Consider the following 22,011-nt stretch of genomic DNA (forward strand, 5'->3'; position numbering starts at 1 on the left):
CCTTACTAAAAAGGATAGCATAAAGTCAGGAAAAGTCAGAAAAATATGCTCAATTGAAATGGAAAGTAACTGATTGAATTTATAAAAAGTGACCTAAAAGTACCCAAAAATAACTTGAATAATCAAAAGAGACTGGGACATAAATATTTTTTCAACTTCATACATTTGTTGTGTAATTTCAATGAGTGAAATACTGATTAGGATGAATTAAATTAGATGGAAATTGGCCAAGAATTTTTTTCCACATATACAACTCTCTCACTTTCTTAATTATTTTTGTTCGATTAATTGCGTTTTTTTATTCATAGTACTACCTTCATCCTGAATAGGTTGAAATAAATCAATTGTTTGTTGATTAACAATCTATTCAGTGAAGGAGAAAAAGTATGTTAAATTACGTATTTCCTCAGATACCCGAAGAAAAAATGATCTCAATCATCAGACATGGGCTTGGAAAAACGAAAGAACCTAAAAAGATTATTATTCTTGGTGCTGGTATGGCAGGGCTGGTATCAGCATCACTACTCAAAGAAGCTGGACACGATGTAACCGTTCTTGAAGCGACTGATAGGGTGGGAGGTCGGGTCTATACATTAAGAGGTGATTTAAAGGATGGACATTATCTTGAGGCTGGTGCAATGCGTATTCCTCATACTCATTTGTTGACGTTAGAATATATAAGAAAGTTCAAACTTCCAACAAATGAATTTGTTAATAGCTCTCCTAACGATATTATTTATATTAAAGGTAAAAAATTTCGTAAAAAAACTTATGAACAGAATCCTAATATCTTAAACTTTCCAGTATTCCCTTATGAAGGAGGGAAAACCGCTGTTAAATTACTTCAATTAGCGCTAAGGCCATTAACAGATTTTATTGATCAAAATCCAAAAAGAAACTGGCCTTGGGTCATCCAAGAATTCGATAAATATTCTATGGATAATTATTTAAGATATAATCCATTTGGCATTTCGTTATCGCCAGGTGCAATTGAGATGATAAAAGTACTTCTTAATCTTGAAGGGCTCATGGAGCTTTCTTTTTTAGAGCAATTACGTGAACTTTTAATCCTATTCACCCCAGATATTAAGTTTTATGAAATCTCAGGTGGTAATGATAAACTTCCTATTGCGTTTACAGATCAATTGAAGGATGATATCTATTATGGTCAATATGTGAAGAAAATTGTGCAGCACGATAACCAAGTAACGGTTCATGCTGTTCATAAAATTCTAGAGCCAACTAAGATTACTGGTGATCTTGCAATTGTTACCATTCCATTCTCTGTATTGCAATTTGTAGAAATTGAACCTCGTGATTCATTTTCAGAAAACAAATGGAAGGCTATACGGGAAACAAACTATGCTGGTTCTACAAAGACGGGAATTCAGTTTAAAAATAGGTTCTGGGAAAAGCAAGGGTTATATGGTGGGCAAACTATAACAGATCTCCCTATTAAATACGTACAATATCCAAGTCATAACCTCGGTTCAGATGGATCTGGTGTTATTTTGGGGAGTTATACATGGGAGGATGATGCTATTCCTTGGGATAGCTTGGAGGATGATAACCGCCTGGAATATGTATTAAAAAATTTAGCTATTATCCATGGTGATCAAGTATATAGTGATTTTCAAGGAGGAGTGAGTCATAGTTGGATTAGGTATCCATATTCTGCTGGGGCTTTTACTATGTTTAAGCCCGGACAAGTAACAGAATTAATGCCTCATATTTCCTCACCAGAAGGAAGAGTTCATTTTGCTGGGGGGGAACAGACCTCAACTACTCATGCATGGATCCAAGAAGCTATTGAATCTGGAATTCGAGCTGCATATGAAGTTAATAACTTACCTAGAACTTACATTGATTCCTAATCTAAATTAAAAGTATTACGCCAGGATATAAATTAATTGAATATACCATTTTGGCAGGTATACTTTTAAAATTATCTTCATCTATAAAAACCCATTACCATCCTCGCGACAAGGATCTTCAGTGTTGGATGTCTTTATTAAAAATGAACTTAAAGCAACAAGTAGTTTAGTCGAAGTTATAAAACCACTATGTTGACTTCCTTCACCTCTAATGGTAGACTAAATTATATTAAGGATATTAGGAGTCTTTAATATCGAATTTTAAACAAGGAGGTTATGTATGAGGTATTCGAACGCAACAAACTACGCTTTGCATACGATGGTCCATTTAATTCTGCAGCCAGGGGACAGCTCGGTGGGGGGGGTGCAGGAATTAGCCGAATTGCAGCATCTTTCCCCAACTTACCTTTCTAAGATATTAACCAAACTTGCGAAAGCAGGTTTGATCGAGTCGACGCCTGGTGCGAAGGGGGGGGTTATAAAATCTCAAGAAAAAAATATGAAATCTCCTTTTTAGATGTTATTCATGCGACTGAAGGAGATACTAGCTTATTCGACTGCTCCATTCATCATGAAGGCTGTTTGATTGAAAACGTAATGAGACAGGCAGAGGAAAATATGAAAGCTGAACTTAAATCAAAGCTTTTGATCGATATTGCTAAAGAGGCAGAATTCAAACAGAAATAACAAAAAAGTAAAATTAAAGGAGTGGATAAAATGATATTCGACTGCGCTGTGATTGGCGGAGGGCGAGCTGGACTTAATGCTGCATTAGTTCTTGGAAGATCAAGACGTAAAACTATCCTCTTTGATGACAACAAACCTAGAAATGCGGTTGTTTCAGAATCTCACGGGTTTATCACAAGAGATGGTATTGATCCTCAGGAATTAAAAGGGTTGCTCATGAAGAATTAAGCAAGTACCTAGACGTGAGGAGCGAAAAGAAACGGGTACATCGTATTAATAAAGAAAACACCTTCTTCCAGGTGGAGACAGAAAATGGGGGGGAAGAATACAACGCGAAAAAAGTCATTCTCGCAACTGGCTTTAAGGAAGTCCTTCCGGATATCTCACGGGTAAAAGAGTTCTATGGCAAGAGCCTGTTCAGCTGTCCTTTTTGTGATGGTTGGGAATTAAGAGATCGGGCGCTGGCAGTGATTGCAAATGATCAAAGGGCGCTTCATATGGCGAAAATGGTATCCAATTGGACGAACGATTTAATTATTTTTACCAATGGAAATAATATACTTTCGCTGGAAGAACAAGCATTGCTCAAAGGCTACGGAATCAATATAAATGAAAAGAAGATCGCCACTTTCATTGGAGAAGACGGGATGCTTAATAAAATCCAGCTTGAGGATGGTACAACAGTACTCCGTGAAGGAGGGTTTATAACTGCAGAATGGAAACAGGCTGCTTCTTTTGATTCTACACTTAAATATACATTAAACGAGCATGGTGGAATAGAAACCGACACCTGGCAACGTACCAATACGGAAGGGGGGGTACTTGCTTGCGGAGATACACGAATTGCCGGTCCTTCCCAATTAATTGCTGCTGCGGGAGAGGGCTCTATGGCTGCCATTTCTGTGAACGCAGCACTGATAGAAGAGAAATTTAACCAAGATAAACAGCACGCTTAAAAAAGGGAGGATATATATGCATCACCCGAATGGCAAGCACAGTAAAGGAAAAGTATCGTACTTGGAAAGTCCAGAACGAAGAAAAGAATTCTCTCCGGAACAGCTACTAAATATGATTCCTTTAAAGGAAACGGACAGCATCTTAAGTTATGACACCTAAAGTGTAAAAAAGGTTTCATCCTCAACTTTAACATTTCTTAACGAACAACATTTAGACAAAATCGAATCTAAAGTTCATAAAGAAATAAAAAAACATTTACTGCATTAAATTACATTTTTTGCTATAAGTAGTCGCCCTGTCTACTCCTTAATACCGACTTTATTAATTCAATAAATTATATTACTCTCTTTTTTTATCTAATCGCCGACGAAATACTAAAGCCGAGATGGTGAATATAACAAAAGCTACTGTTGAAGCAGCAGTAACCATCTTCACCACATTTCCAATTGGAGAGTTAAACAACAGAGCAATCGAGATGATTAAAACGGCACCAGTTAAACCCATTCCTAAAATTGAGATCGCCAAAACTTTGTTCATCAAATCACCTTACCTTACAGGTGATTGAAACAAGCTACCGCTCCAGCAATACCACCAGTACCAAGAAGTGCATATGCACCAATACATGCAGCACATATCGGGGGGGCAGTCACTGGTGTCGGTGCTGCACACGAACCGCCACACCCAATCGCAATAAGAGTAGCCATCGTTCCACCAACACCAAGCACTACTCCAAGACAAGCTGCTACTGCTTTTACACCCATCGGTTGAATTTCAGACGGTTCTTCTGTAAGCAATTCTTTATCTGTCATATAAGCAATCCCAGTATCCTCAGAAGTAACAAGCGATCCATCCACATACGTCTCAACTTGGAAGTTTCCTGCCTCATTCTTGGACACTAACATTTCATTAGTCTGCAATGCAGCATTATCCTCATCAAAGAATACCGTTACGTTACTCGGAAGGCTATAATCCCCCCCATTCACAGGAACTGTAACAGCCGTTACTCCACCACCAACGGCATACACACTCGATTTTTCCAAATCAAAAGCAGAGACAGGAGCGATATTCTCGACTTCACCTTCCTCTACTGCATGTAACGTTGCATCGACAAATTCCTCAGCTTCATCACCTGTAACAACAACAATATCTTGAGTTTGAGCTTGCGCAGTAACACTCGAAGATAAATTGAAACTGAAAATCCCCAAGATCATTAATACCGGCAAAAAAACCTTTTTTGCCTTCGACATAATAAAACCTCCTATTTTTTCAATATTTACTATATTTTATTAATTCTATATAAATATAAAATTTCCCTTCTTTTTACGTTAAAATAAGTCATAAGTAATAGATCTTTGAGTTATGACACTTTTAAAGCTGTATCATTTTTCAGCCAATAAAAAAGCCGATATTTTTATATCGACTTTTAACTTCTTTTTTCGTTACTCAAATTTCTCCAAGTTCCTGCAAATCTTCATACTTTTCTACAAAATAATCTCGGTCTTTTAAGCAAACAACTTTCTTTTCTGGACCTTCAGGCAACTCTACTTCACTAAGAAGTTCACCACATGTAAAACAATTACCCAATACTTCTTCAAGTGGGATTACATTCTTATCAGCATATTTTAAGTATTTTTCAATGTCGGCTTCACTAAAGCTTTTCATGTAATTCTCCTTTCTTTATTTTTTAAATAATTTAGTAAAAAACCCGTTAGTTTAAGTGTATCACTTTACATTACACATCCAAATTAGATACATGCACAACTATTAGATTTTGGCGCTGGAACTGGTTATTTTTCTATCCCTGTGGCGAAGAGGACCAAAGGCAAAGTATACGCGCTAGATATCGATGCTGCAATGCTGGAAATAATAAAAGAGAAAGTCTTGAAGGAACAGCTTACGAATATTGTCCCGGTGCAGGAAAGTATGGAGGAACTTTGTTCACCTGATGGCACTATCGATATGATCATTGCTTCTCTGGTATTACATGAAATTCGGCCGTTAGGACCACTGTTACAGCAAATGAGAAATGTATTGAAAAAAGAAGGCTATCTAATCTGTCTGGAACTTATGCCAAAAGGAAATTCAGATAAAGGACCTAGAATTACTTTGGAAGGAATGGAGCTAGAAATGGCAAAATATGGATTAAAGGTAACGGAGAAATTTTTCCCAGTGGAATCTTTATATATGCTCGTTGCACAGAATACGAATTAAAGGTTCATATTTCGGCTCAATTAAAGATATTAAGTATCTTCAAAGTGTATAATTGAAATTGAGCAGAAGGCGTGCTTTATGCTTATGCAAGCAATACGAACAAAACAAAGCAAGTGCTTCACCGTACAACTATACTGGTAATTGAATACAATTAATTAAGGCAGTCACTTTTTAGGGTGATCGTTTTGTCGTATTCGACCTATACTCCGCAGCACTAAATTTCACGCTAATCGACTTTGTGAAAACTGATATTTAGTTAACTGGGAGAAAAGTGCAAGAAAGTAGCTGTTCGCAAGAATATTGAGAGGTGGTTTGTAATTTTACAAAATCTTTTGAAGAGGTGAATCAAAATGAAAGTTGAGTTAAATCAAGAACAACTTGAGTTAAGAAAAATTGCTGAGAGAAAAAAACCGTGGAAAGGAAAGCGGACAAGCCGGAGCAATAGTTCAACAGTAATACCATTTCAAAATTACTACTCAGCAAATCGGAGTTATGTCACAGTATCTCTTTAATACACATAAAAATCCAAACGATTTCTAAATCTATCCTAATAATCGTTTGGATTTTTCAATATATATATCACGGTATGCTAACCGTCTGTAGGATCGCCACTGATCATAGTCTCACATTATTCTTGCACGACACCGTCTTCTGCTTCAATACGGTCTAATCGTGCTTTTATATCTTCCTCTGTAAGATGATGTTCTTGTATATATAGATTGCGAGGGCTAATACGACACTCGTGTGTACATCCGCGCATATATTTATGCTCATTCTCTTCTGAGCAAAGAATTTGTTTATTACACTCTGGATTGGCACAATTTACGTAACGTTCACAAGGTTCACCGTCAAAATAGTCTCTACCAACTACTACATGTTCTTTACGGTTGACCGGAACAGAAATACGCTCATCAAATACGTATAACTGACCATCCCATAGCTCTCCTTGTACTTCATCGTCTTTTCCATAGGTGACAATACCACCATGCAGTTGTCCAACATCCTCGAAGCCTTTTTCTTTCATCCAACCACCAAATTTTTCACAGCGAATTCCGCCAGTACAATACATTAATACTTTTTTACCTTCTAATTGTTCACGGTTATTTTCGATCCACTCGGGGGAGATCACGGAAATTATCAATATCAGGATTAATAGCACCACGGAAATGGCCTAATTCATATTCATAATCATTTCTAGTATCCAGAATAATCGTATTTTCATCCTTCATTGCTTCATAAAATTCTTTTGGGTTTAAGAAGTCGGCATTCTTTTCGCGAGGATCAACATTTTCCTCACCCAATCGAAGAGTGACTAGTTCTGTTCGATGACGACAGTGCATTTTCTTGAATGCATGTCCATCTGCTTCATCAATTTTAAACATCATGTCAGCAAACTTAGGATCATGGCGCATTGCTTCCATGTACTGATTTGTTTGTTCGACGGTCCCAGAAACCGTACCGTTAATGCCTTCTTCTGCAATAAGAATGCGCCCTTTCAGATCTAAATCCTTGCAGAATTGTAAATGCTCCTGGGCAAATGTCTCAGGGTCTTCAATTGTAACAAACTTATAATACAATAATACTCGGTACTTTTCTTTATTTTCCATTTTCCTACCACCTATCCATTCATATTTGCAAGATATAAACGTGTTTAGGTTGGATATATATAACATTGTCTCTTGCAAGCATATATTGTATCAAACTTTTAATAGGAAAATCAATAGAAACTATTACAAATCTCCTTCAAACCACTTGATCAGGGCCTGTGTTCCACGATCTTCTAATCCTTTTTTCGCTAGTTCTTCATATAATTCTAACGATAAAGCCAAACCGGGTGTTTTTATTCCCATTTTTTCCGCATTGGTTAAGGCAATTTTCATATCTTTAATAAAGTGTTTTATATAAAATCCTGGTTCAAGATCTCCTTCAATCATACGTGGAGCCAAATTAGACAGAGAAAAGCTTGCCGCAGCCCCCCCTGTAGAAATACTTTGTAACACTTGCACAGGATCTAATCCTGCCTTTTTTGCATACATAATCGATTCTGACACACCAATCATAGTGGAGGCGATATTAATTTGGTTTGCCATTTTGGTGTGCTGGCCAGATCCTGCAGGTCCTTGTAACACGATGTTTTCTCCCATCACCTGAAAAACAGGTAGCATCGTATCGAAATCCTGCTGTTTTCCACCAACCATAATCGCTAATTTGCCATTTTTAGCGCCGATATCTCCACCTGAAACTGGCGCATCTATGCTGTGTAACTGTTTTTCTTCAGCCATAGATGCAATCTTTTCTGCTAATTTTGGATCAGAAGTGGTCATGTCGATAAGAAAAGTTCCTGGTTTAGCATTATCGATAATGCCGTTGTCTCCAAGGTAAAGCTTTTCCACATCTGAGGGATAGCCAACCATTGTAATAATAATATCAGCATTTTTTGTAAGAGATTCGACATTATCTTGCCAAATCGCTCCTTGATGTATGAGATCAAGGGCCTTTTCTTTTGTTCTTGTAAATAAATGCACCTGATAATCAGCATCTATTAAATGACCTGCCATACTTTTTCCCATTACACCAGTTCCGATAAAACCTATTGTTTGTGTCATTGAAAATCTCCTTTTCTTTTACTATATCAAAAAAATGGCCACTCCGCTATTAGCTATGTAACACTGCATCGAGTATGGAAAGTAAAAAAACCTAGGCTTATGCGAAAGCCTAGGTTTTACATATTTATTTAAAAACTTTCTTTATAAATTTTCCTGTTCATCTAAAGTCATGGTAGCTGTCTGAATATTTCCATCGCGGTAGAAGGTTACTGTAACCTCATCGCCAATTTTTGTTTCTCGATATAGATACGTTTTTAAATCTAACATGGAGCTAATCGCTGTGTCATTAACTTTCGTGATCACGTCATATTGTTGTAAGCCAGCATTTTCAGCAGGTGAATTTGCTTGAACCTTGGCAACCACTATACCGTTTTCGACACTTTCATCTAATTTCAATGTTTCTTGAACATGACGAGCCGGTACGGTTGATAAGTCGACGGCACTAATACCCATAAATGGTCGAACAACCTCACCATCTGTTTCTAATTGTTCAATAACTGGTTCAGCATCACTAATAGGAATGGCAAAACCAATTCCTTCTACAGTTGCTTGCGCTATTTTCATAGAGTTAATACCAATAAGTTGACCTTTAGAATTGATCAACGCTCCACCACTGTTACCTGGGTTAATAGCTGCGTCTGTTTGAATCACGTTAGTGGTCCAATCTGGTTGTCCATCACTATTGAGATCGATATCGACTGCACGATCAAGTCCACTGATGATACCTTGTGTAACAGATCCTGCAAATTCTGTGCCTAGTGGATTTCCAATTGCGATTGCTGTATCTCCAACTGTTATTTCTTCTGAAGAACCTAGTTCAGCAACTGTAGTAATTTGCTCACTTGGAATTCGCAATACAGCAAGATCTGTTAAAGCATCTGCTCCTAAAACTTCTGCATCAATATGCTCTCCATTGGTTAGAATCACCTCTACCTGTTGCGCACCTTCGACCACGTGATTATTTGTGACCACATAGCATATTCGCCATCTTTTTTGTATACAACACCTGAGCCTGTTCCGGCTGCATTAGCTTCTTCCCATAAACTTACTTGTTGGACATTGGATATTCCGACAACAGCATCAGACACTTTTTCTACTGCTCCACTAATTGAATTTGTATTATTGGTGGAGAGGTTAGTAGTTGGTACCACCTCTTCCTCTGTAGTTTGCTCCGTATCCTCTGGTGTATGAGAAGCGGTGTCTTGGCTGTCATCCAGTTGAGTTAAGAAAATCCCTCCTGTAAATAATGCTGCAATAAGACCGCCAGCAACACCGCTTATTAACATGGAGAAAGTATTTTTCTCATTATTTGTTTTTGTTGATTGCTCTCGATTAAATTCTTCGTTCATATTTATTCACAACCTTTCGGGAAATTTGTTATTAATTTCTACACTATTGATACTACCCCCCCTCATCTGCGGCATATTAACGGAAGAATTGTAGAAAAAATGTGTAAAGTATTGAATTTATGAGGCATTACTTAATTTTTTCGGTTAAATATGCGAAAATATGATAAAGAGAGCTACGGAAAGGTGGAACATATGGTGAACCAGCAAATTTATATAGTAGAAGATGATGCTAATATTCGGGATATTGTCAATGCCTATCTTAAAAAAGAGGGGGGGTATCATGTTACATTGTTAGAAACAGCAGAAGATGCATGGGAGCTCACATCAACTGGCCAACCTGATATGTGGATACTGGATATCATGCTTCCCGGAATGGATGGATATGAATTATGCAAGAAAATCCGTCAAGTTAGTGAAGTACCTATCATTATTATTTCGGCAAAAGATGAAGAAGTAGATAAAATATTAGGTTTAGAATTAGGAAGTGATGACTATTTGACAAAACCCTTTAGTCCAAGAGAGCTAGTAGCGCGTGTAAAGCGTTTATTTAAACGTACTGAATTGCAGCCAATTCAAAATAATACGGCCTCCCATCTGATACATTTGGGCAAACTTGAAATAGATAAGGGAGCTCGCATTGTACATTGGAATCAACAAGAAATAGAGGTTACCTCAAAGGAATTTGATATGTTGGAGATTTTCGCAAGGCAACCTAATCGGGCCTTTTCCAGGGAAGAATTACTAACATTAGTATGGGGGGGATGATTACTTCGGAAGTGATCGTGCGGTGGATGACCTTGTCAAACGTTTAAGAAAAAAGATGGATAGACTGCCGATCGAAACAGTATGGGGGGGATATGGTTATCGATTAGAGTATGACGGGGGGGAACGGGCATGAAGCTGCAATATCAATTAACGCTTGCTTTTACCACTTTATTAGTGATTATTATGACGGTTGCAGGCATTATCATCTATTCTCAGATGCTGCAAATGTTAATTAAAGATGAACAACGTCAGTTAGAGGACAAAGGCGAATTGATCGTTAATTTTATTTTATCTGAGGATTTAAACAATACGACAAATGTCCAACGATTATTACAAATGTTAGAACAATATAATTTGCAGGTGTTTGCTTATGATGAAGGTAGTAAAAGAATCATATTTTCGTCTATTCCAAATATGAAGAAAATAGAAGGATGGATAGCAGATTATGATCTTAATAATCCAGAACAACCTTTGTGGCAAGGAAAAGAGGATCAATATGTAGTTTCGATTATTCCGTTCTATTCTCCGAGTGCCACCCAGCAATTAGTATTGTTAACACCTTTGGATGATCTGCAAGAGGTACAGAAAAGTTTAATTAATCGGCTCTTTTTAATCTTTATCATTGGGATAGTGGTAGCCGTTTTATTAAGCCATTATTTAACGATGAAACTAGTGACGCCATTAACGAAATTACGTCATCAATTGAAAAAATTGAAAAGCGTCAATTTGATGAAATGGAAGAAATAAAAGCAACTGGAGAGATAAAAGAAGTTGAACAGAGTGTTGTGGAAATGGCAAATGAATTAAACAATTTTATTCAATCTCAGCATCACTTTTTTCAAAACGCTAGTCATGAATTAAAAACGCCTCTCATGACGATTCAGGGATATGCAGAAGGAATAAAAGATGGAATTTTTGAAGGAGAAGATGCAGAACGTGGGCTGAATGTTATGGTCGCAGAAATCAATCGGCTCAAAAAAATTATTAATGAAATTATCTTATTAGCGAAGCTGGATAGTGAGGCAGATATTTATCACGTGAAAAAAGTAAACGTAGAGCAATTTATCGAAAAAGTAATGGAACGGGCGATACCGATTGCCAATGATCAGAATAAAGAAATTATCTTAACGAAAATAACGAATCACATCTTGTCATTTGACGAGGGGGGGAAGATGCTGCAGGCAGTCATGAATATTGTAACGAATGCGATCCGTCATGCCCATCAGCGCGTAGAAATTTCAGTTCGAACGGAAAATAATCAACTGCGAATAGAGGTAGTAGATGATGGGAATGGCATCGACGAAGATGTGATACAAAAATTATTTCACCGTTTTGTGAAAGGGAAAAGTGGGGGGGAAACAGGACTTGGACTGGCGATTGCCAGAGCGATTGTTGAACGCTCAGGAGGTATAATAAAAGCAGAAAATACCATAAATAAAGGTGCAAAATTTAGCATATTATTCACCAAACATGAAAAAAATACCGATTAATGATAACATTTAATTAGTAATATGATATACTAGATAAGTTGTTAAACAATGAACGCATCACTAAGAGGAGAGAATGAAATGACGCAATTAAGAGAAGACCTTCGCAATATTGCGATAATTGCCCATGTTGATCATGGTAAAACTACGTTAGTTGACCAGTTACTCTATTATTCAGGAACATTTCGCGAAAATGAACAAGTAGCAGAACGTGCAATGGATTCCAATGATATTGAGAAGGAACGTGGAATCACCATTTTAGCCAAAAACACTGCCATTGATTATAAAGACACACATATAAATATATTAGATACTCCTGGCCATGCTGATTTTGGTGGTGAGGTAGAACGAATTATGAGGATGGTAGACGGTGTATTACTTGTCGTTGATGCCTATGAAGCTGCATGCCTCAAACACGATTTGTATTAAAGAAAGCACTCGAACAAAGATTGCAACCTGTTGTTGTAATAAACAAAATTGACCGCCCAAGTGCCCGACCTGAAGAGGTTATCGATGAAGTTCTAGATTTATTTATTGAGTTGGGTGCAGATGATGATCAATTAGAATTTCCTGTTGTTTATGCTTCAGCACTAAATGGAACGTCAAGTTTCCTGGTGAAGAACAGAAGGATACCATGGAACCAATTTTTGAAACCATCCTAGAAAAAATTCCAGCACCACTAGATAATGCCGATGAACCATTACAATTCCAGGTTACGATGTTGGACTATAACGATTATTTGGGACGTATCGGAGTTGGCCGTGTATTTCGTGGAGCGATTAAAGTAGGCCAACAAGTTTCCCTTATTAAGACAGATGGGAAGGTTAAAAACTTCCGCGTTAGTAAATTATTTGGTTTCATTGGCCTTAAGCGAATTGAGGTCCAAGAAGCTAAATCAGGAGATATTATTGCGATTGCTGGTATGGAAGATATTAACGTAGGTGAAACGGTTTGCCCTACTGAACATCAAGAAGCATTACCTATTTTACGTATAGACGAACCTACATTACAAATGACCTTCGTCGTCAATAATAGCCCTTTTGCTGGTAGAGAGGGTAAGTATATTACCTCACGTAAGATTGAAGAACGATTATTGTCACAATTAGAGACAGATGTAAGTTTGCGTGTGGACCCAACTGAATCTCCAGACGCTTGGATTGTATCCGGACGCGGGGAACTGCATTTGTCTATTTTAGTAGAAAACATGCGCCGTGAAGGTTACGAACTTCAACTATCTAAACCAAAAGTAATTATTAAAGAAATCGATGGTGTCAAATGTGAACCAATTGAACGTGTACAAATTGATGTTCCAGAAGAATACACTGGACCGGTTATGGAGTCATTAGGAGCACGTAAAGGCGAAATGATTGATATGGTTAACCATGGGACTGGACAGGTTCGTATGGAATTCAAAGTACCATCTCGGGGTTTAATTGGTTATGCAACAGAATTTATGACACAAACACGTGGATATGGAATTATAAATCATTCATTTGACGAATATGCACCATTTATTAAAGGTCATGTTGGTGAACGTCGAGAAGGTGTATTGGTTTCATTGGAAAATGGAAAAGCATCGACTTACGGTATAATGAACCTGGAAGATCGTGGTGTTATCTTTGTTGAACCAGGTACAGAAGTCTATGCCGGGATGATCGTTGGCGAACATAATCGTGAAAATGATATAACTGTAAATATTACTAAAGAGAAGCATTTAACAAATGTTCGTTCCGCAAATAAAGATCAAACAGCAACAATTCGTAAAACGCGCAGTTTGACATTAGAAGAAGCGATTCAGTATTTAGATGATGATGAGTATTGTGAAGTAACGCCAGAAAATGTTCGTCTTCGCAAGAAAATTTTAAACAAAAATGAACGTGAAAAAGCGGCAAAAAGATCAACTGTATAACGAATAGAAAACCAGTGAGAAGCCTCTCACTGGTTTTCTTATGTTATTGTCATAATTAATTGCATTATTTTACAGGAAGCATAAAAAATTATGGTAGAATAAAAGAAGCTTTTCGAGAGGAGTCAGGTATACCATGCGAAATTACATCTTTTGGCTACTACTAATCATATCTTTGTTGACAGGATGTATGAATTCAGATCAATATCAAGCACAAAATCATTCTATTAATAAAAACGAAACGGCTATCAAGGAAACAGAAGGCGAATTTATAGCATCGTTGAAACAGGAGGTTACTATTGCTGCTGTTGGAGATTTGCTGATTCATTCCACGGTATATAATGATGCATGGAATGGCGAGCGTTATAACTTTATCCCAATGCTTGAGCCAATATCTCAATATTTAAAAAGCCCAACGATTACGATGGCAAATCAGGAAACGATAATGGGGGGGGAGAAAAAATTGGTTTATCCACTATCCTCAATTTAACAGCCCATTTGAATTAGGCGATGATTTGAAAGAATTAGGGGGGGTAGATCTTGTAACGATGGCAAATAACCATACGTTAGATCGAGGTGAACAAGCTATCCGTAACGCGATTAATCATTATGAAAAAATAGGAATGGATTACACTGGTAGCTTTAAAAGTGAGGAAGATAAAAAGAGGATAAGAGTGATCAATACTGATGAGGGAATATCCATAGCTTTTCTCAGTTATACATATGGAACAAATGGAATGACCATTCCTCCTGGAAAAGAATATTTAGTTAATTTGATTAATCGCACTCAAATTAAGGCGGATGTGGCTAAAGCGCAAGACATGGCGGATGCTATAATTGTCAGCTACCATTTTGGAGAAGAATATCAGCCTCTGCCTAACCAACAACAAAAGGAGCTGGTGCAATATTCGGCAGATCTTGGTGTCGATGTGATTATAGGGCATCATCCACATGTACTGCAGCCCATTGAATGGGTGGAAGGGAAAAACGGCAATCAAACATTGGTTGCTTATTCATTAGGGAATTTCGTATCAGGCCAATATGAATTATATCAACGGACAGGTGGAATATTTGAATTTAAAATTTCTAAAGAGAGCAAAGATAAAACAAAAATCACGGTGCACTCTCCAGACTTTTTACCTACATTTGTCTCATTTGAAAGATCTGGTGAATCATTGAAGAATGTTGCGGTAGTTCCTCTAAAAGAAATAGACACTCAACAATTACCAAATCGATCTAGTTATCTTGAAGAGATCAGGCAGCACTTATCTCAAAATATAGAAGATTTAGAGTTTATCGAATAAGGAGAATGTGAAATGGAATGGCGTAATATTTATCGTGGATTGTTAATGGGAGCAAGTGATGTAGTTCCCGGTGTAAGTGGTGGTACAATTGCAGTTGTGTTAGGAATATATGACCGCTTAATTGAAGCTATCAATGGTTTTTTTAGTAAAGAATATAAGAAACATTTAATGTTTTTAATTCCGCTAGGTATAGGGATTTTGACTGCAATTTTCTTATTAGCAGGTGTAATTGAGTGGTTATTTGAACATTATCCAAAGCAAACACAATTTGCCTTTTTAGGATTAATCATTGGTGTACTTCCTTTTCTTCTTCAAAAATCAGAAGCAAAAAGAACGTTTAAACCAAAACATATTTTTATGACCTTTCTAGGAATTTGTCTGGTGGGATCTATGATCTTTTTTCAAACTGGTGAGCCTGAGCCTGTAATAGATTTTACAATGAGCACGTATCTTTGGTTGTTTGGTTCGGGTTTTATTGCGAGTTCTGCGATGATTTTGCCGGGTATTAGCGGTTCCTTTTTGTTATATGTTATAGGATCATATACTACCATTATTAGTGCAATAAAAAATTTGGATATTATGATTATTTTAATAGTCGGAATTGGAATCTTCTTAGGTATCTTAATAATGAGTAAGGTAATTCATTATTTTTTAGAGACTTTTCCTACTGCTACATATGCAGTAGTAATAGGAATGGTGATTGGCTCTGTCTTTGTTATTTTTCCCGGTTTTCCTACTAATATAAGTGGAACAGTAGTATGTGTAATTAGCTTTGCAGGAGGATTACTTTTTGCATATTTGTTAGGTAGAGTTGAATACCGCTAAACAGAATAGTTGCGTGAAGCTTAGGTTCATGCTAATTTTGATGCAAAGAATAATTTGATATAAAGGAGTTATTAGAGATGGAAGCAATTAATACAATAGAGCAATTTAATGAAATTATCGCTTCTAAAGATCCAGTAATTATCAAGTTTTATGCCGACTGGTGTCCAGATTGTAAACGAATGGATATGTTTATCGGTGATGTTTTGGAGAAATATCAGAACTATAATTGGTATCAAATAAATAGTGATGAAGTACAGGGATTAGCAGAGCAATATGATGTGATGGGTATTCCGAGTTTACTTATTTTTCAAAATGGTGAAAAAATCGCACATCGACACAGTGCCTATACAAAAACTCCGGGCGATATTGAGGAATTTCTTCAACAAGAGCTTGGTTAAGAGACAGGATTTCCACTGTCTCTTTTTTATGTTTTTATTTACCTTTATGATGAAAAGGACAGGTTCCTTTGATCGGTTTACTATCATCTCCAATAAAAAACTGTTTCCACTCATTATGAGTAGGATCACCAAAGTGACTGATGTCAGGGTGCTTTGGTAAGTGATCCCATTTTTCTACACGTGCTCTTACTTTCTCTCTTGACATAATTCCGCCTTTCTCTGTTCCTTCTAATCCCCTAAAAATTTTCCGTGGTTGAAAACCAATGATGAGGCTATGACCTAAATTCCTTGTTTTGCGCTGTTTGTACGCGGGTGCATTACCAAAGGCAAAGATAGGTTCGCCACCAAAATGAAAGTCCCATAAGTAGTGTTCAGGGTCTTTTGGAGCATTTTCTGGCCAAGGAGTAGCGTCCTGAGAATGAAGGTATTGCAATACTCTCCAAAAATAGTCCCGATAATATTCAATCGACCTCTCCTTTTTTCAGGTTCAACAAAAATAAATAGTCCGTGCCTTTTAGCATCGGTCCTCTCTAATAATTGCAAAAAACTTTCTACTGTTTTTGGTAGGTGACGCCAATCATCTTGTGCAAGATACGTATAACGTAATTCTCCTTTTCGTTGTCCTGTCATTCCAAAAAAACATGGGAAGGTGGGATTTGTTACGATCTCTTCGAACGTCTTATATTCTTGATATAACCATGATGGAAGATGGGAAGTGTTTTCCATCGAGTTTTTTGTTAATAATTGTGATTGACTAGCTTCGTACATAAAAAATCTCCTTTTTAGTTAAAAAGTTTAAGTAGTCACTATTAGTGATATTATAGTTACTATATTCTCGAAAATGAAACAAGAGAAACATTAATTTCTAACTAAATTTATATTCTTCCCTGAGAGTTAAATAAAATTAAAAATTTTAAGAAATTGGCTAATAAAGGAGGAACACAGAAAGCATGAAAGAAAATACTTACATTTTAGGGGGGGTGGTGACACCGCCGTGGTATACTTAAAAAATCGGGAAGAGTCTAATAAAGACACTCCCTTACTTGCTAAATAAATATATAGATAGTAATTATCAGTGGGATATTGAATACTTTGGTCACCCTTTAACAGGTATTACCGAAAATTCAAAGGAAGTCATGGAAGCCTTATATGAGAAAAAGGAAGAAAAAGAATGGGATTTTGCGGTTTGTTTAACAGATCTGCCGTTATTTAAAAACCATAGTTTAATTGTTGCAGAAGCAAATGAGGAAAAAAGAGTGTCCTTAATAAGTTTACCTGGACTGGGGGCCTTTCCGCTAATTAAACGAATTAAAGAGTCTATTTTGCTTCTTGTGCAAGAGATGAATGTTGAAAAATCTAAAAATGAAGATTTGATGAGTAGTGATAAGAATCACCATTTTATGAGAAAGCTTAAGTTTAATCAATTATCACCTATTCTAAAAGACATTTCAGATGAAAAGGATTCAAACTTTGGAGTTCGGTATACCGTGAAATCGCGTTTGCGGGGTGGTATCCGCATGATAACGGGTATGGTAAGAGCAAACCGGCCATGGCTTTTGTTTCCTTCCTTTATCAAAATATTAATTGTTGCATTTACTACAGGTGTTTATGCGCTTGTTTTCCCGACTTTATGGAAGTTAAGTCATAGTTATGAAGCGATGCGAATGGTGCTCGTATCTGTTATTGCTATCAGCTTGTTGGTGTTTTGGATAATTATGTCTCATAGTTTATGGGAAAAGCGCGATAATAGGTACAGTAATTATTTGCGCAAATTATATAATGGTACCACTATACTTACCTTACTAACCACCGTGGTACTTTACTATTTTATATTATTTGTTTTTTTTATAGCCGCTGTTTTTCTCCTCATACCAATGGATATGTTAGAATCACAAATAAATAAACCGATTGGATACAGTAGCTACTTTCAATTAGCATGGATGGCTACAAGTGTCTCCACGTTTATTGGGGGGGCACTAGGTTCTAGTTTAGAAAATGAAGAAGTAGTTTTATCTGGTACGTATGGTTATCGTCAACGTCAGCGTTACGAACTTGTGAGAGAAGCACAGGAAGAAAAGAAGGAAGCCACTCAAGAGAAAAAAGAAGCAGCAGAGAAGAAGAAGGAAGCTGCTGATAGAAAACAAGAGGCAGCAGAAGAGAAAGAAGCACAAGTGTAAAATTTAAAGCAGAAACATAGAGCAAGTGAAACCATCTCATGACATTTTTCGTATAATAGAAAAGGGGGGGAAGGAGAAGATGTCATGTTAGAGGTTCACCAGTTAACGGTAGAAATCGGAAGAGACACCATTTTAGAGAATGTGGATTTTCTTGTACCTGATGGGAGTATTGTAGGTCTTATTGGTCATAATGGTGCAGGGAAATCTACTGTTATGAAGACAATAATGGGCTGGCAGAATAAAAAGGAAGGTTCCATTATTTTAAACAAAATTAATCAAGAGCAATCATTTGTAAATTTTAAAAAGCAACTATCATACATACCAGAGGAACCTTTTTTATTACCGGAGTTAACCACGATGCAGCATTTTCAACTCTATGGGCAAAGCTATCAGATTGACGAGGATACATTTACAGAGCGCACTAAACAACTCTCAGAGCAGTTTGAAATAGCGGATAAAATGAATGAATATCCGGAAGCACTATCAAAAGGAATGCGACAAAAAGTGCAAACGATTTGTGCCTTCTTACCAGATGTATCGCTTTTGCTAATTGATGAGCCATTTATGGGATTGGATGTACATGCTTCTCAAGATTTACAGGAACTTTTAATAGAAGCGGAATAATGGAACGAGTATTCTTTTAACTTCTCATCAACTTGAAAGAATGGAGGAGATGGCAGATTCCTATATTATGCTTCATAAAGGAAAAGTAGAAGAGAAGGGCGCAATCGCAGAGTTCCAATCTTTAACGAGGAGAACTCTCAAATGAAAGATACTATGTCAATTTTAAAATTTTTAAAGAAGAATCGAATGATTAAGAAACAGCGATTATATAAACTGGCATTTGGTGTTGCATTTGACTGGACAATCACTATTTATACAGGATTCTTTCTCTTTATGTTACTGTTCATTGCTTATGATGTATTAAAATCAATGGAAACTGTACTTATTACATATCAAGATCTTGTGCAACCATTTTTACCATTAGTTATTATAGGATTAGTAGTCGGCATGCTTTTCCAATCCTTTCAATCTCCTGGCGTACTTATTACCAGTGCTGAGTGGAAGCTAACATCGCTCCCATATGATGTACGTAAAATATGGTTATATCAGTTTGGGAAAGGGATACAAAAACGCTTTATCGGTATTTTTGTTATTTTTCTTCTTCTTTTGCTCATTACGCCGATAACGGCTGACTTTTTATTACAATGGTACGGAACGATAACCCTTGTTTCGATATTAACGCTTTTGCCACAATGGTATTTTTACCAGATTGATGGGTTTAAAAAATTAGGCATATATCTAATTGGAATTATTGTATTGGGAATTTTGAGAATAGCCTTTATATGGATAGATGATTCTTCCTTGTTTGTTTACGCTGTCATACTATTGTTAGCTTGTCTTCATATATGGATGTGGCCAAGAAAATTAGCACATACAAATTGGATGAAAGTAGTCGAAAAAAGTGATCAAAAAGTATGGAATATGTTCTTTATTCAACAAATGAGTAGAATGGATCAAGTTGAAAATCAGCGGAAAAATTATTTTCTTCAGTCGCTTTTTAAGTCCAAAAAGAAACCCTTACCATATCCCTATCAAAATCCGATAATTGTTTTGCGTAAATTATGGTTCCGCAGTATCGGGAGCAATTTACAAGGTCTATACATCACCTTGTTTGCAATTGTAGCTTGTATGTTCATATTAAGTTCGCGAGGATCCTTATTATTGCAGGGTATTGGTGCAGCTTTATCTATTTTTATGTTTGTGCAGATGATGAATAGTTATTTTGGTTTGATCTTTAAAGATAAATTGTTTCATAGTCTTCCCTGGAATATGCAGACAATAAATAAGGCGTTTAAATCAATATTAAATGGAGCAAGTATTGTACTTGTTATTGTAATTACTATTGCGATAATCACGGTGAATACGGTAAATGGACTGTTAATAACTCAATTGACTTTTATCTGTATTTCCCTTTATTCACTATTAGAATTAAAGTTAGAAAAGCGTATGCAGCAACTTAATCAGAAATGGTTCAAACCATATTTTTTAGATGAAATAATGGTTATTCTAATTTATAGTGCAATAGCAACTAGTCTGTATTATCCAGTTGTTCTTATATTTGTTTTTGTTATAATCGTGCACCTAATTAAAATACAGTATTTTCCATCATCAATTGACTCAGATTAATTGTTTGCCTATAATACGAGTTATATAAAAAAGTGAAAGAGAGGGTGTAAGGGATGGAACAAGCAAAGGATCACTATTTAAGCAAAAAGCAAGACCCTTCCTTAAAATTATTTGTTGTGCTATCTAAAGCCTATCGTGCTGTTTCTGATCAAGTGGCTAAAGATATCAGAAGTCACGGTTTAAACACAACAGATTTTGCGGTAATGGAGCTATTATACCATCAGGGAGAACAACCATTACAAAAAATTGGCGATAAAATATTATTAGCAAGTGGCAGTATTACATATGTAGTAGATAAATTAGAAAAAAAAGACTTAGTAAAACGAAAACCTTGTCCAGAGGATCGAAGAATTACCTATGCTTTGCTTACAGAACAAGGTCAAAAATTACTATATGATATTTTTCCTGAGCATTGGAAACAAATAGAGGCAATTACGGCTGGATTAAATGAAACAGAAAAGAGAGAAGCGATTCAATTGTTGAAACAGTTAGGCAGGTATGCAGACGAGTTTGCTAACAATGAGTTGTAATTAATGTTTAAGTGTTGTTTTTAATGGGTATATACTACTATAGATTAACAAAGGTCAGGAGGAGAGCCCATGGAAAAACAACAGATAGATATTTATATTAGTAATAATTGTAATGAGAGTAACGAGGCTATAGACTACTTAACACAGCGAAATATTGATTTTTCGATTAAAAATATTTCTCAACATAAAGAATATTTATATGAGCTGCATCAACAGGAAATCTACATAACACCAGCGATAATTATCGATAAAAATCACCAAATTCTTGGATTCCAACAGAATAAAATTACTGAACTGATAAAGGCATAAGAACGATTTGACCCTTTTTGCATAGGCTAATAGCAAAGTAGACTTCAGGGAGGGAGAGGACATGGATTATAGATATAATGGTTACATGGGTAACCCTAATCCTTATTACCAGCCAAAAATTAATTCATACCAACCACCGACATATATGTCAACAATGCCAATAACACCTTTTCAATACTATCAGAAGCCATTGCTGCCAAATCCTTATGAGGGTTTTTCAACATCACAACCATCTTACTTTACGAAACAAAATAATCCGATGCTTCATTATTTTAAAGATAAAAATGGTGAAATGGATCTGGATAAGGTCTTTCAAACCGTTAATCAATTAGCCAATACGTATCAGCAAGTCTCGCCACTATTCAAAAATGTAGGAAGTATATTAAAGACTTTTCAAAAATAATAGTCTTAAATCCTTGTCGAATGAGACAAGGAT

23 protein-coding genes and 5 pseudogenes are annotated in these 22,011 nt (G+C 36.4%); 20 read left to right on the forward strand and 8 right to left on the reverse strand.

Annotated elements, in window-relative coordinates; translation table 11 throughout:
• Positions 1–386: 386 nt before the first annotated feature.
• The 5 genes and pseudogenes from JCM21714_RS09600 (at position 387) to JCM21714_RS19815 (ending at position 3,677) form a co-directional block, all read left to right on the forward strand.
• Positions 387–1,874, forward strand: a complete 1,488-nt coding sequence (locus JCM21714_RS09600; protein WP_035723816.1) for a flavin monoamine oxidase family protein — start codon at positions 387–389, stop codon at positions 1,872–1,874.
• 280 nt (positions 1,875–2,154) lie between these two features.
• A pseudogene (locus JCM21714_RS09605) lies at positions 2,155–2,561 on the forward strand (RrF2 family transcriptional regulator).
• A 30-nt stretch (positions 2,562–2,591) separates the two neighbouring features.
• Entirely contained in the window at positions 2,592–2,789 is a 198-nt protein-coding gene (locus JCM21714_RS24020; RefSeq protein WP_369403535.1) for a hypothetical protein, read from the forward strand.
• 14 nt (positions 2,790–2,803) lie between these two features.
• On the forward strand, positions 2,804–3,517 hold the full coding sequence (locus tag JCM21714_RS09610) for an NAD(P)/FAD-dependent oxidoreductase (RefSeq protein WP_369403536.1): 714 nt from the start codon (positions 2,804–2,806) through the stop codon (positions 3,515–3,517).
• 16 nt (positions 3,518–3,533) lie between these two features.
• A complete protein-coding gene (locus JCM21714_RS19815) occupies positions 3,534–3,677 on the forward strand; it encodes a hypothetical protein (protein ID WP_235182745.1) in 144 nt (47 codons plus the stop codon).
• Positions 3,678–3,857: 180 nt separating this feature from the next.
• On the opposite strand, the gene JCM21714_RS09615 is transcribed toward JCM21714_RS19815, so the two are convergent.
• From JCM21714_RS09615 to JCM21714_RS09625, 3 genes are all read right to left on the reverse strand, one after another.
• Positions 3,858–4,055: a hypothetical protein gene (locus tag JCM21714_RS09615; protein WP_035723817.1), complete on the reverse strand. Its 198-nt coding sequence runs from the start codon at positions 4,053–4,055 to the stop codon at positions 3,858–3,860.
• A gap of 14 nt (positions 4,056–4,069) precedes the next feature.
• On the reverse strand, positions 4,070–4,765 hold the full coding sequence (locus JCM21714_RS20540) for a hypothetical protein (protein ID WP_200868449.1): 696 nt from the start codon (positions 4,763–4,765) through the stop codon (positions 4,070–4,072).
• Positions 4,766–4,961: 196 nt separating this feature from the next.
• Positions 4,962–5,180, reverse strand: a complete 219-nt coding sequence (locus JCM21714_RS09625; protein WP_035723819.1) for a hypothetical protein — start codon at positions 5,178–5,180, stop codon at positions 4,962–4,964.
• Positions 5,181–5,267: 87 nt separating this feature from the next.
• Here JCM21714_RS09625 and JCM21714_RS09630 point away from each other — a divergent pair, with 87 nt between their 5' ends.
• On the forward strand, positions 5,268–5,729 hold the full coding sequence (locus JCM21714_RS09630; RefSeq protein WP_084040673.1) for a class I SAM-dependent methyltransferase: 462 nt from the start codon (positions 5,268–5,270) through the stop codon (positions 5,727–5,729).
• A gap of 628 nt (positions 5,730–6,357) precedes the next feature.
• Here JCM21714_RS09630 and trhO read toward each other — a convergent pair.
• The 4 genes and pseudogenes from trhO to JCM21714_RS21365 all read right to left on the reverse strand — a co-directional run bounded on the left by trhO (position 6,358) and on the right by JCM21714_RS21365 (position 9,684).
• Positions 6,358–7,336, reverse strand: a pseudogene (gene trhO, locus JCM21714_RS09635) (oxygen-dependent tRNA uridine(34) hydroxylase TrhO).
• A gap of 123 nt (positions 7,337–7,459) precedes the next feature.
• Positions 7,460–8,335 (reverse strand): NAD(P)-dependent oxidoreductase, encoded by an 876-nt coding sequence (locus tag JCM21714_RS09640; RefSeq protein WP_035723821.1) that lies wholly within the window; start codon positions 8,333–8,335, stop codon positions 7,460–7,462.
• 141 nt (positions 8,336–8,476) lie between these two features.
• The gene (locus tag JCM21714_RS09645; RefSeq protein WP_235182747.1) at positions 8,477–9,307 is read right to left on the reverse strand and encodes a S1C family serine protease; all 831 of its coding nucleotides are present in this window, start codon (positions 9,305–9,307) and stop codon (positions 8,477–8,479) included.
• Positions 9,265–9,684 carry a hypothetical protein gene (locus JCM21714_RS21365; RefSeq protein WP_052000505.1) on the reverse strand — a complete coding sequence of 140 codons (420 nt, stop codon included), beginning with the start codon at positions 9,682–9,684 and terminating at the stop codon, positions 9,265–9,267. Before JCM21714_RS21365 ends, JCM21714_RS09645 begins: the two co-directional genes overlap by 43 nt.
• Positions 9,685–9,879: 195 nt before the next feature.
• Between JCM21714_RS21365 and JCM21714_RS09650 the strand changes: the two are divergent.
• The 8 genes and pseudogenes from JCM21714_RS09650 to JCM21714_RS09675 all read left to right on the forward strand — a co-directional run bounded on the left by JCM21714_RS09650 (position 9,880) and on the right by JCM21714_RS09675 (position 16,369).
• Positions 9,880–10,582, forward strand: a pseudogene (locus JCM21714_RS09650) (response regulator transcription factor).
• On the forward strand, positions 10,579–11,196 hold the full coding sequence (locus JCM21714_RS24025; protein ID WP_369403537.1) for a hypothetical protein: 618 nt from the start codon (positions 10,579–10,581) through the stop codon (positions 11,194–11,196). The pseudogene JCM21714_RS09650 and the gene JCM21714_RS24025 overlap by 4 nt, the downstream one beginning before the upstream one ends.
• A complete protein-coding gene (locus JCM21714_RS24030; RefSeq protein WP_369403538.1) occupies positions 11,184–11,939 on the forward strand; it encodes a sensor histidine kinase in 756 nt (251 codons plus the stop codon). The genes JCM21714_RS24025 and JCM21714_RS24030 overlap by 13 nt, the downstream gene beginning before the upstream one ends.
• Positions 11,940–12,017: 78 nt before the next feature.
• Positions 12,018–13,845: pseudogene (gene typA / locus JCM21714_RS09660) on the forward strand (translational GTPase TypA).
• A gap of 187 nt (positions 13,846–14,032) precedes the next feature.
• Positions 14,033–14,332, forward strand: coding sequence for a CapA family protein (locus tag JCM21714_RS22990; protein ID WP_268748335.1), 300 nt, complete (start codon positions 14,033–14,035; stop codon positions 14,330–14,332).
• Positions 14,333–14,357: 25 nt separating this feature from the next.
• Positions 14,358–15,146 carry a CapA family protein gene (locus JCM21714_RS09665; RefSeq protein WP_268748336.1) on the forward strand — a complete coding sequence of 263 codons (789 nt, stop codon included), beginning with the start codon at positions 14,358–14,360 and terminating at the stop codon, positions 15,144–15,146.
• Positions 15,147–15,158: 12 nt separating this feature from the next.
• The gene (locus JCM21714_RS09670; protein ID WP_035723823.1) at positions 15,159–15,971 is read left to right on the forward strand and encodes a DUF368 domain-containing protein; all 813 of its coding nucleotides are present in this window, start codon (positions 15,159–15,161) and stop codon (positions 15,969–15,971) included.
• 77 nt (positions 15,972–16,048) lie between these two features.
• Positions 16,049–16,369, forward strand: a complete 321-nt coding sequence (locus JCM21714_RS09675) for a thioredoxin family protein (RefSeq protein WP_035723825.1) — start codon at positions 16,049–16,051, stop codon at positions 16,367–16,369.
• Between the two features lie 34 nt (positions 16,370–16,403).
• Here the strand turns inward: JCM21714_RS09675 and JCM21714_RS09680 are convergent.
• A pseudogene (locus tag JCM21714_RS09680) lies at positions 16,404–17,137 on the reverse strand (YqcI/YcgG family protein).
• 275 nt (positions 17,138–17,412) lie between these two features.
• On the opposite strand from JCM21714_RS09680, the gene JCM21714_RS09685 reads away from it, so the two are divergent.
• From JCM21714_RS09685 to JCM21714_RS09710, 6 genes are all read left to right on the forward strand, one after another.
• Positions 17,413–18,546, forward strand: a complete 1,134-nt coding sequence (locus JCM21714_RS09685) for a hypothetical protein (protein WP_235182748.1) — start codon at positions 17,413–17,415, stop codon at positions 18,544–18,546.
• Positions 18,547–18,630: 84 nt separating this feature from the next.
• A complete protein-coding gene (locus tag JCM21714_RS09690; protein WP_235182749.1) occupies positions 18,631–19,170 on the forward strand; it encodes an ATP-binding cassette domain-containing protein in 540 nt (179 codons plus the stop codon).
• 141 nt (positions 19,171–19,311) lie between these two features.
• On the forward strand, positions 19,312–20,736 hold the full coding sequence (locus JCM21714_RS09695; RefSeq protein ID WP_035723826.1) for a hypothetical protein: 1,425 nt from the start codon (positions 19,312–19,314) through the stop codon (positions 20,734–20,736).
• A 53-nt stretch (positions 20,737–20,789) separates the two neighbouring features.
• Positions 20,790–21,266, forward strand: coding sequence for a MarR family winged helix-turn-helix transcriptional regulator (locus JCM21714_RS09700; protein WP_035723828.1), 477 nt, complete (start codon positions 20,790–20,792; stop codon positions 21,264–21,266).
• A gap of 69 nt (positions 21,267–21,335) precedes the next feature.
• On the forward strand, positions 21,336–21,575 hold the full coding sequence (locus tag JCM21714_RS09705; RefSeq protein WP_035723829.1) for a glutaredoxin domain-containing protein: 240 nt from the start codon (positions 21,336–21,338) through the stop codon (positions 21,573–21,575).
• A 61-nt stretch (positions 21,576–21,636) separates the two neighbouring features.
• The gene (locus JCM21714_RS09710; RefSeq protein WP_035723833.1) at positions 21,637–21,978 is read left to right on the forward strand and encodes a YppG family protein; all 342 of its coding nucleotides are present in this window, start codon (positions 21,637–21,639) and stop codon (positions 21,976–21,978) included.
• Positions 21,979–22,011 lie beyond the last annotated feature (33 nt).

The sequence above is a fragment of the Gracilibacillus boraciitolerans JCM 21714 genome, assembly GCF_000521485.1.
Taxonomy (GTDB): domain Bacteria; phylum Bacillota; class Bacilli; order Bacillales; family Amphibacillaceae; genus Gracilibacillus; species Gracilibacillus boraciitolerans.

Bases quoted from the DNA above. Each gene is read 5' to 3' on its own strand.
- JCM21714_RS09600 (WP_035723816.1), top strand. From the start codon at position 387: ATGTTAAATTACGTATTTCCTCAGATACCCGAAGAAAAAATGATCTCA.
- JCM21714_RS24020 (WP_369403535.1), top strand. From the start codon at position 2,592: ATGATATTCGACTGCGCTGTGATTGGCGGAGGGCGAGCTGGACTTAAT.
- JCM21714_RS19815 (WP_235182745.1), top strand. From the start codon at position 3,534: ATGCATCACCCGAATGGCAAGCACAGTAAAGGAAAAGTATCGTACTTG.
- JCM21714_RS09615 (WP_035723817.1), bottom strand. From the start codon at position 4,055: ATGAACAAAGTTTTGGCGATCTCAATTTTAGGAATGGGTTTAACTGGT.
- JCM21714_RS20540 (WP_200868449.1), bottom strand. From the start codon at position 4,765: ATGTCGAAGGCAAAAAAGGTTTTTTTGCCGGTATTAATGATCTTGGGG.
- JCM21714_RS09625 (WP_035723819.1), bottom strand. From the start codon at position 5,180: ATGAAAAGCTTTAGTGAAGCCGACATTGAAAAATACTTAAAATATGCT.
- JCM21714_RS09640 (WP_035723821.1), bottom strand. From the start codon at position 8,335: ATGACACAAACAATAGGTTTTATCGGAACTGGTGTAATGGGAAAAAGT.
- JCM21714_RS21365 (WP_052000505.1), bottom strand. From the start codon at position 9,684: ATGAACGAAGAATTTAATCGAGAGCAATCAACAAAAACAAATAATGAG.
- JCM21714_RS24025 (WP_369403537.1), top strand. From the start codon at position 10,579: ATGAAGCTGCAATATCAATTAACGCTTGCTTTTACCACTTTATTAGTG.
- JCM21714_RS24030 (WP_369403538.1), top strand. From the start codon at position 11,184: ATGGAAGAAATAAAAGCAACTGGAGAGATAAAAGAAGTTGAACAGAGT.
- JCM21714_RS22990 (WP_268748335.1), top strand. From the start codon at position 14,033: ATGAATTCAGATCAATATCAAGCACAAAATCATTCTATTAATAAAAAC.
- JCM21714_RS09670 (WP_035723823.1), top strand. From the start codon at position 15,159: ATGGAATGGCGTAATATTTATCGTGGATTGTTAATGGGAGCAAGTGAT.
- JCM21714_RS09675 (WP_035723825.1), top strand. From the start codon at position 16,049: ATGGAAGCAATTAATACAATAGAGCAATTTAATGAAATTATCGCTTCT.
- JCM21714_RS09690 (WP_235182749.1), top strand. From the start codon at position 18,631: ATGTTAGAGGTTCACCAGTTAACGGTAGAAATCGGAAGAGACACCATT.
- JCM21714_RS09695 (WP_035723826.1), top strand. From the start codon at position 19,312: ATGAAAGATACTATGTCAATTTTAAAATTTTTAAAGAAGAATCGAATG.
- JCM21714_RS09700 (WP_035723828.1), top strand. From the start codon at position 20,790: ATGGAACAAGCAAAGGATCACTATTTAAGCAAAAAGCAAGACCCTTCC.
- JCM21714_RS09705 (WP_035723829.1), top strand. From the start codon at position 21,336: ATGGAAAAACAACAGATAGATATTTATATTAGTAATAATTGTAATGAG.
- JCM21714_RS09710 (WP_035723833.1), top strand. From the start codon at position 21,637: ATGGATTATAGATATAATGGTTACATGGGTAACCCTAATCCTTATTAC.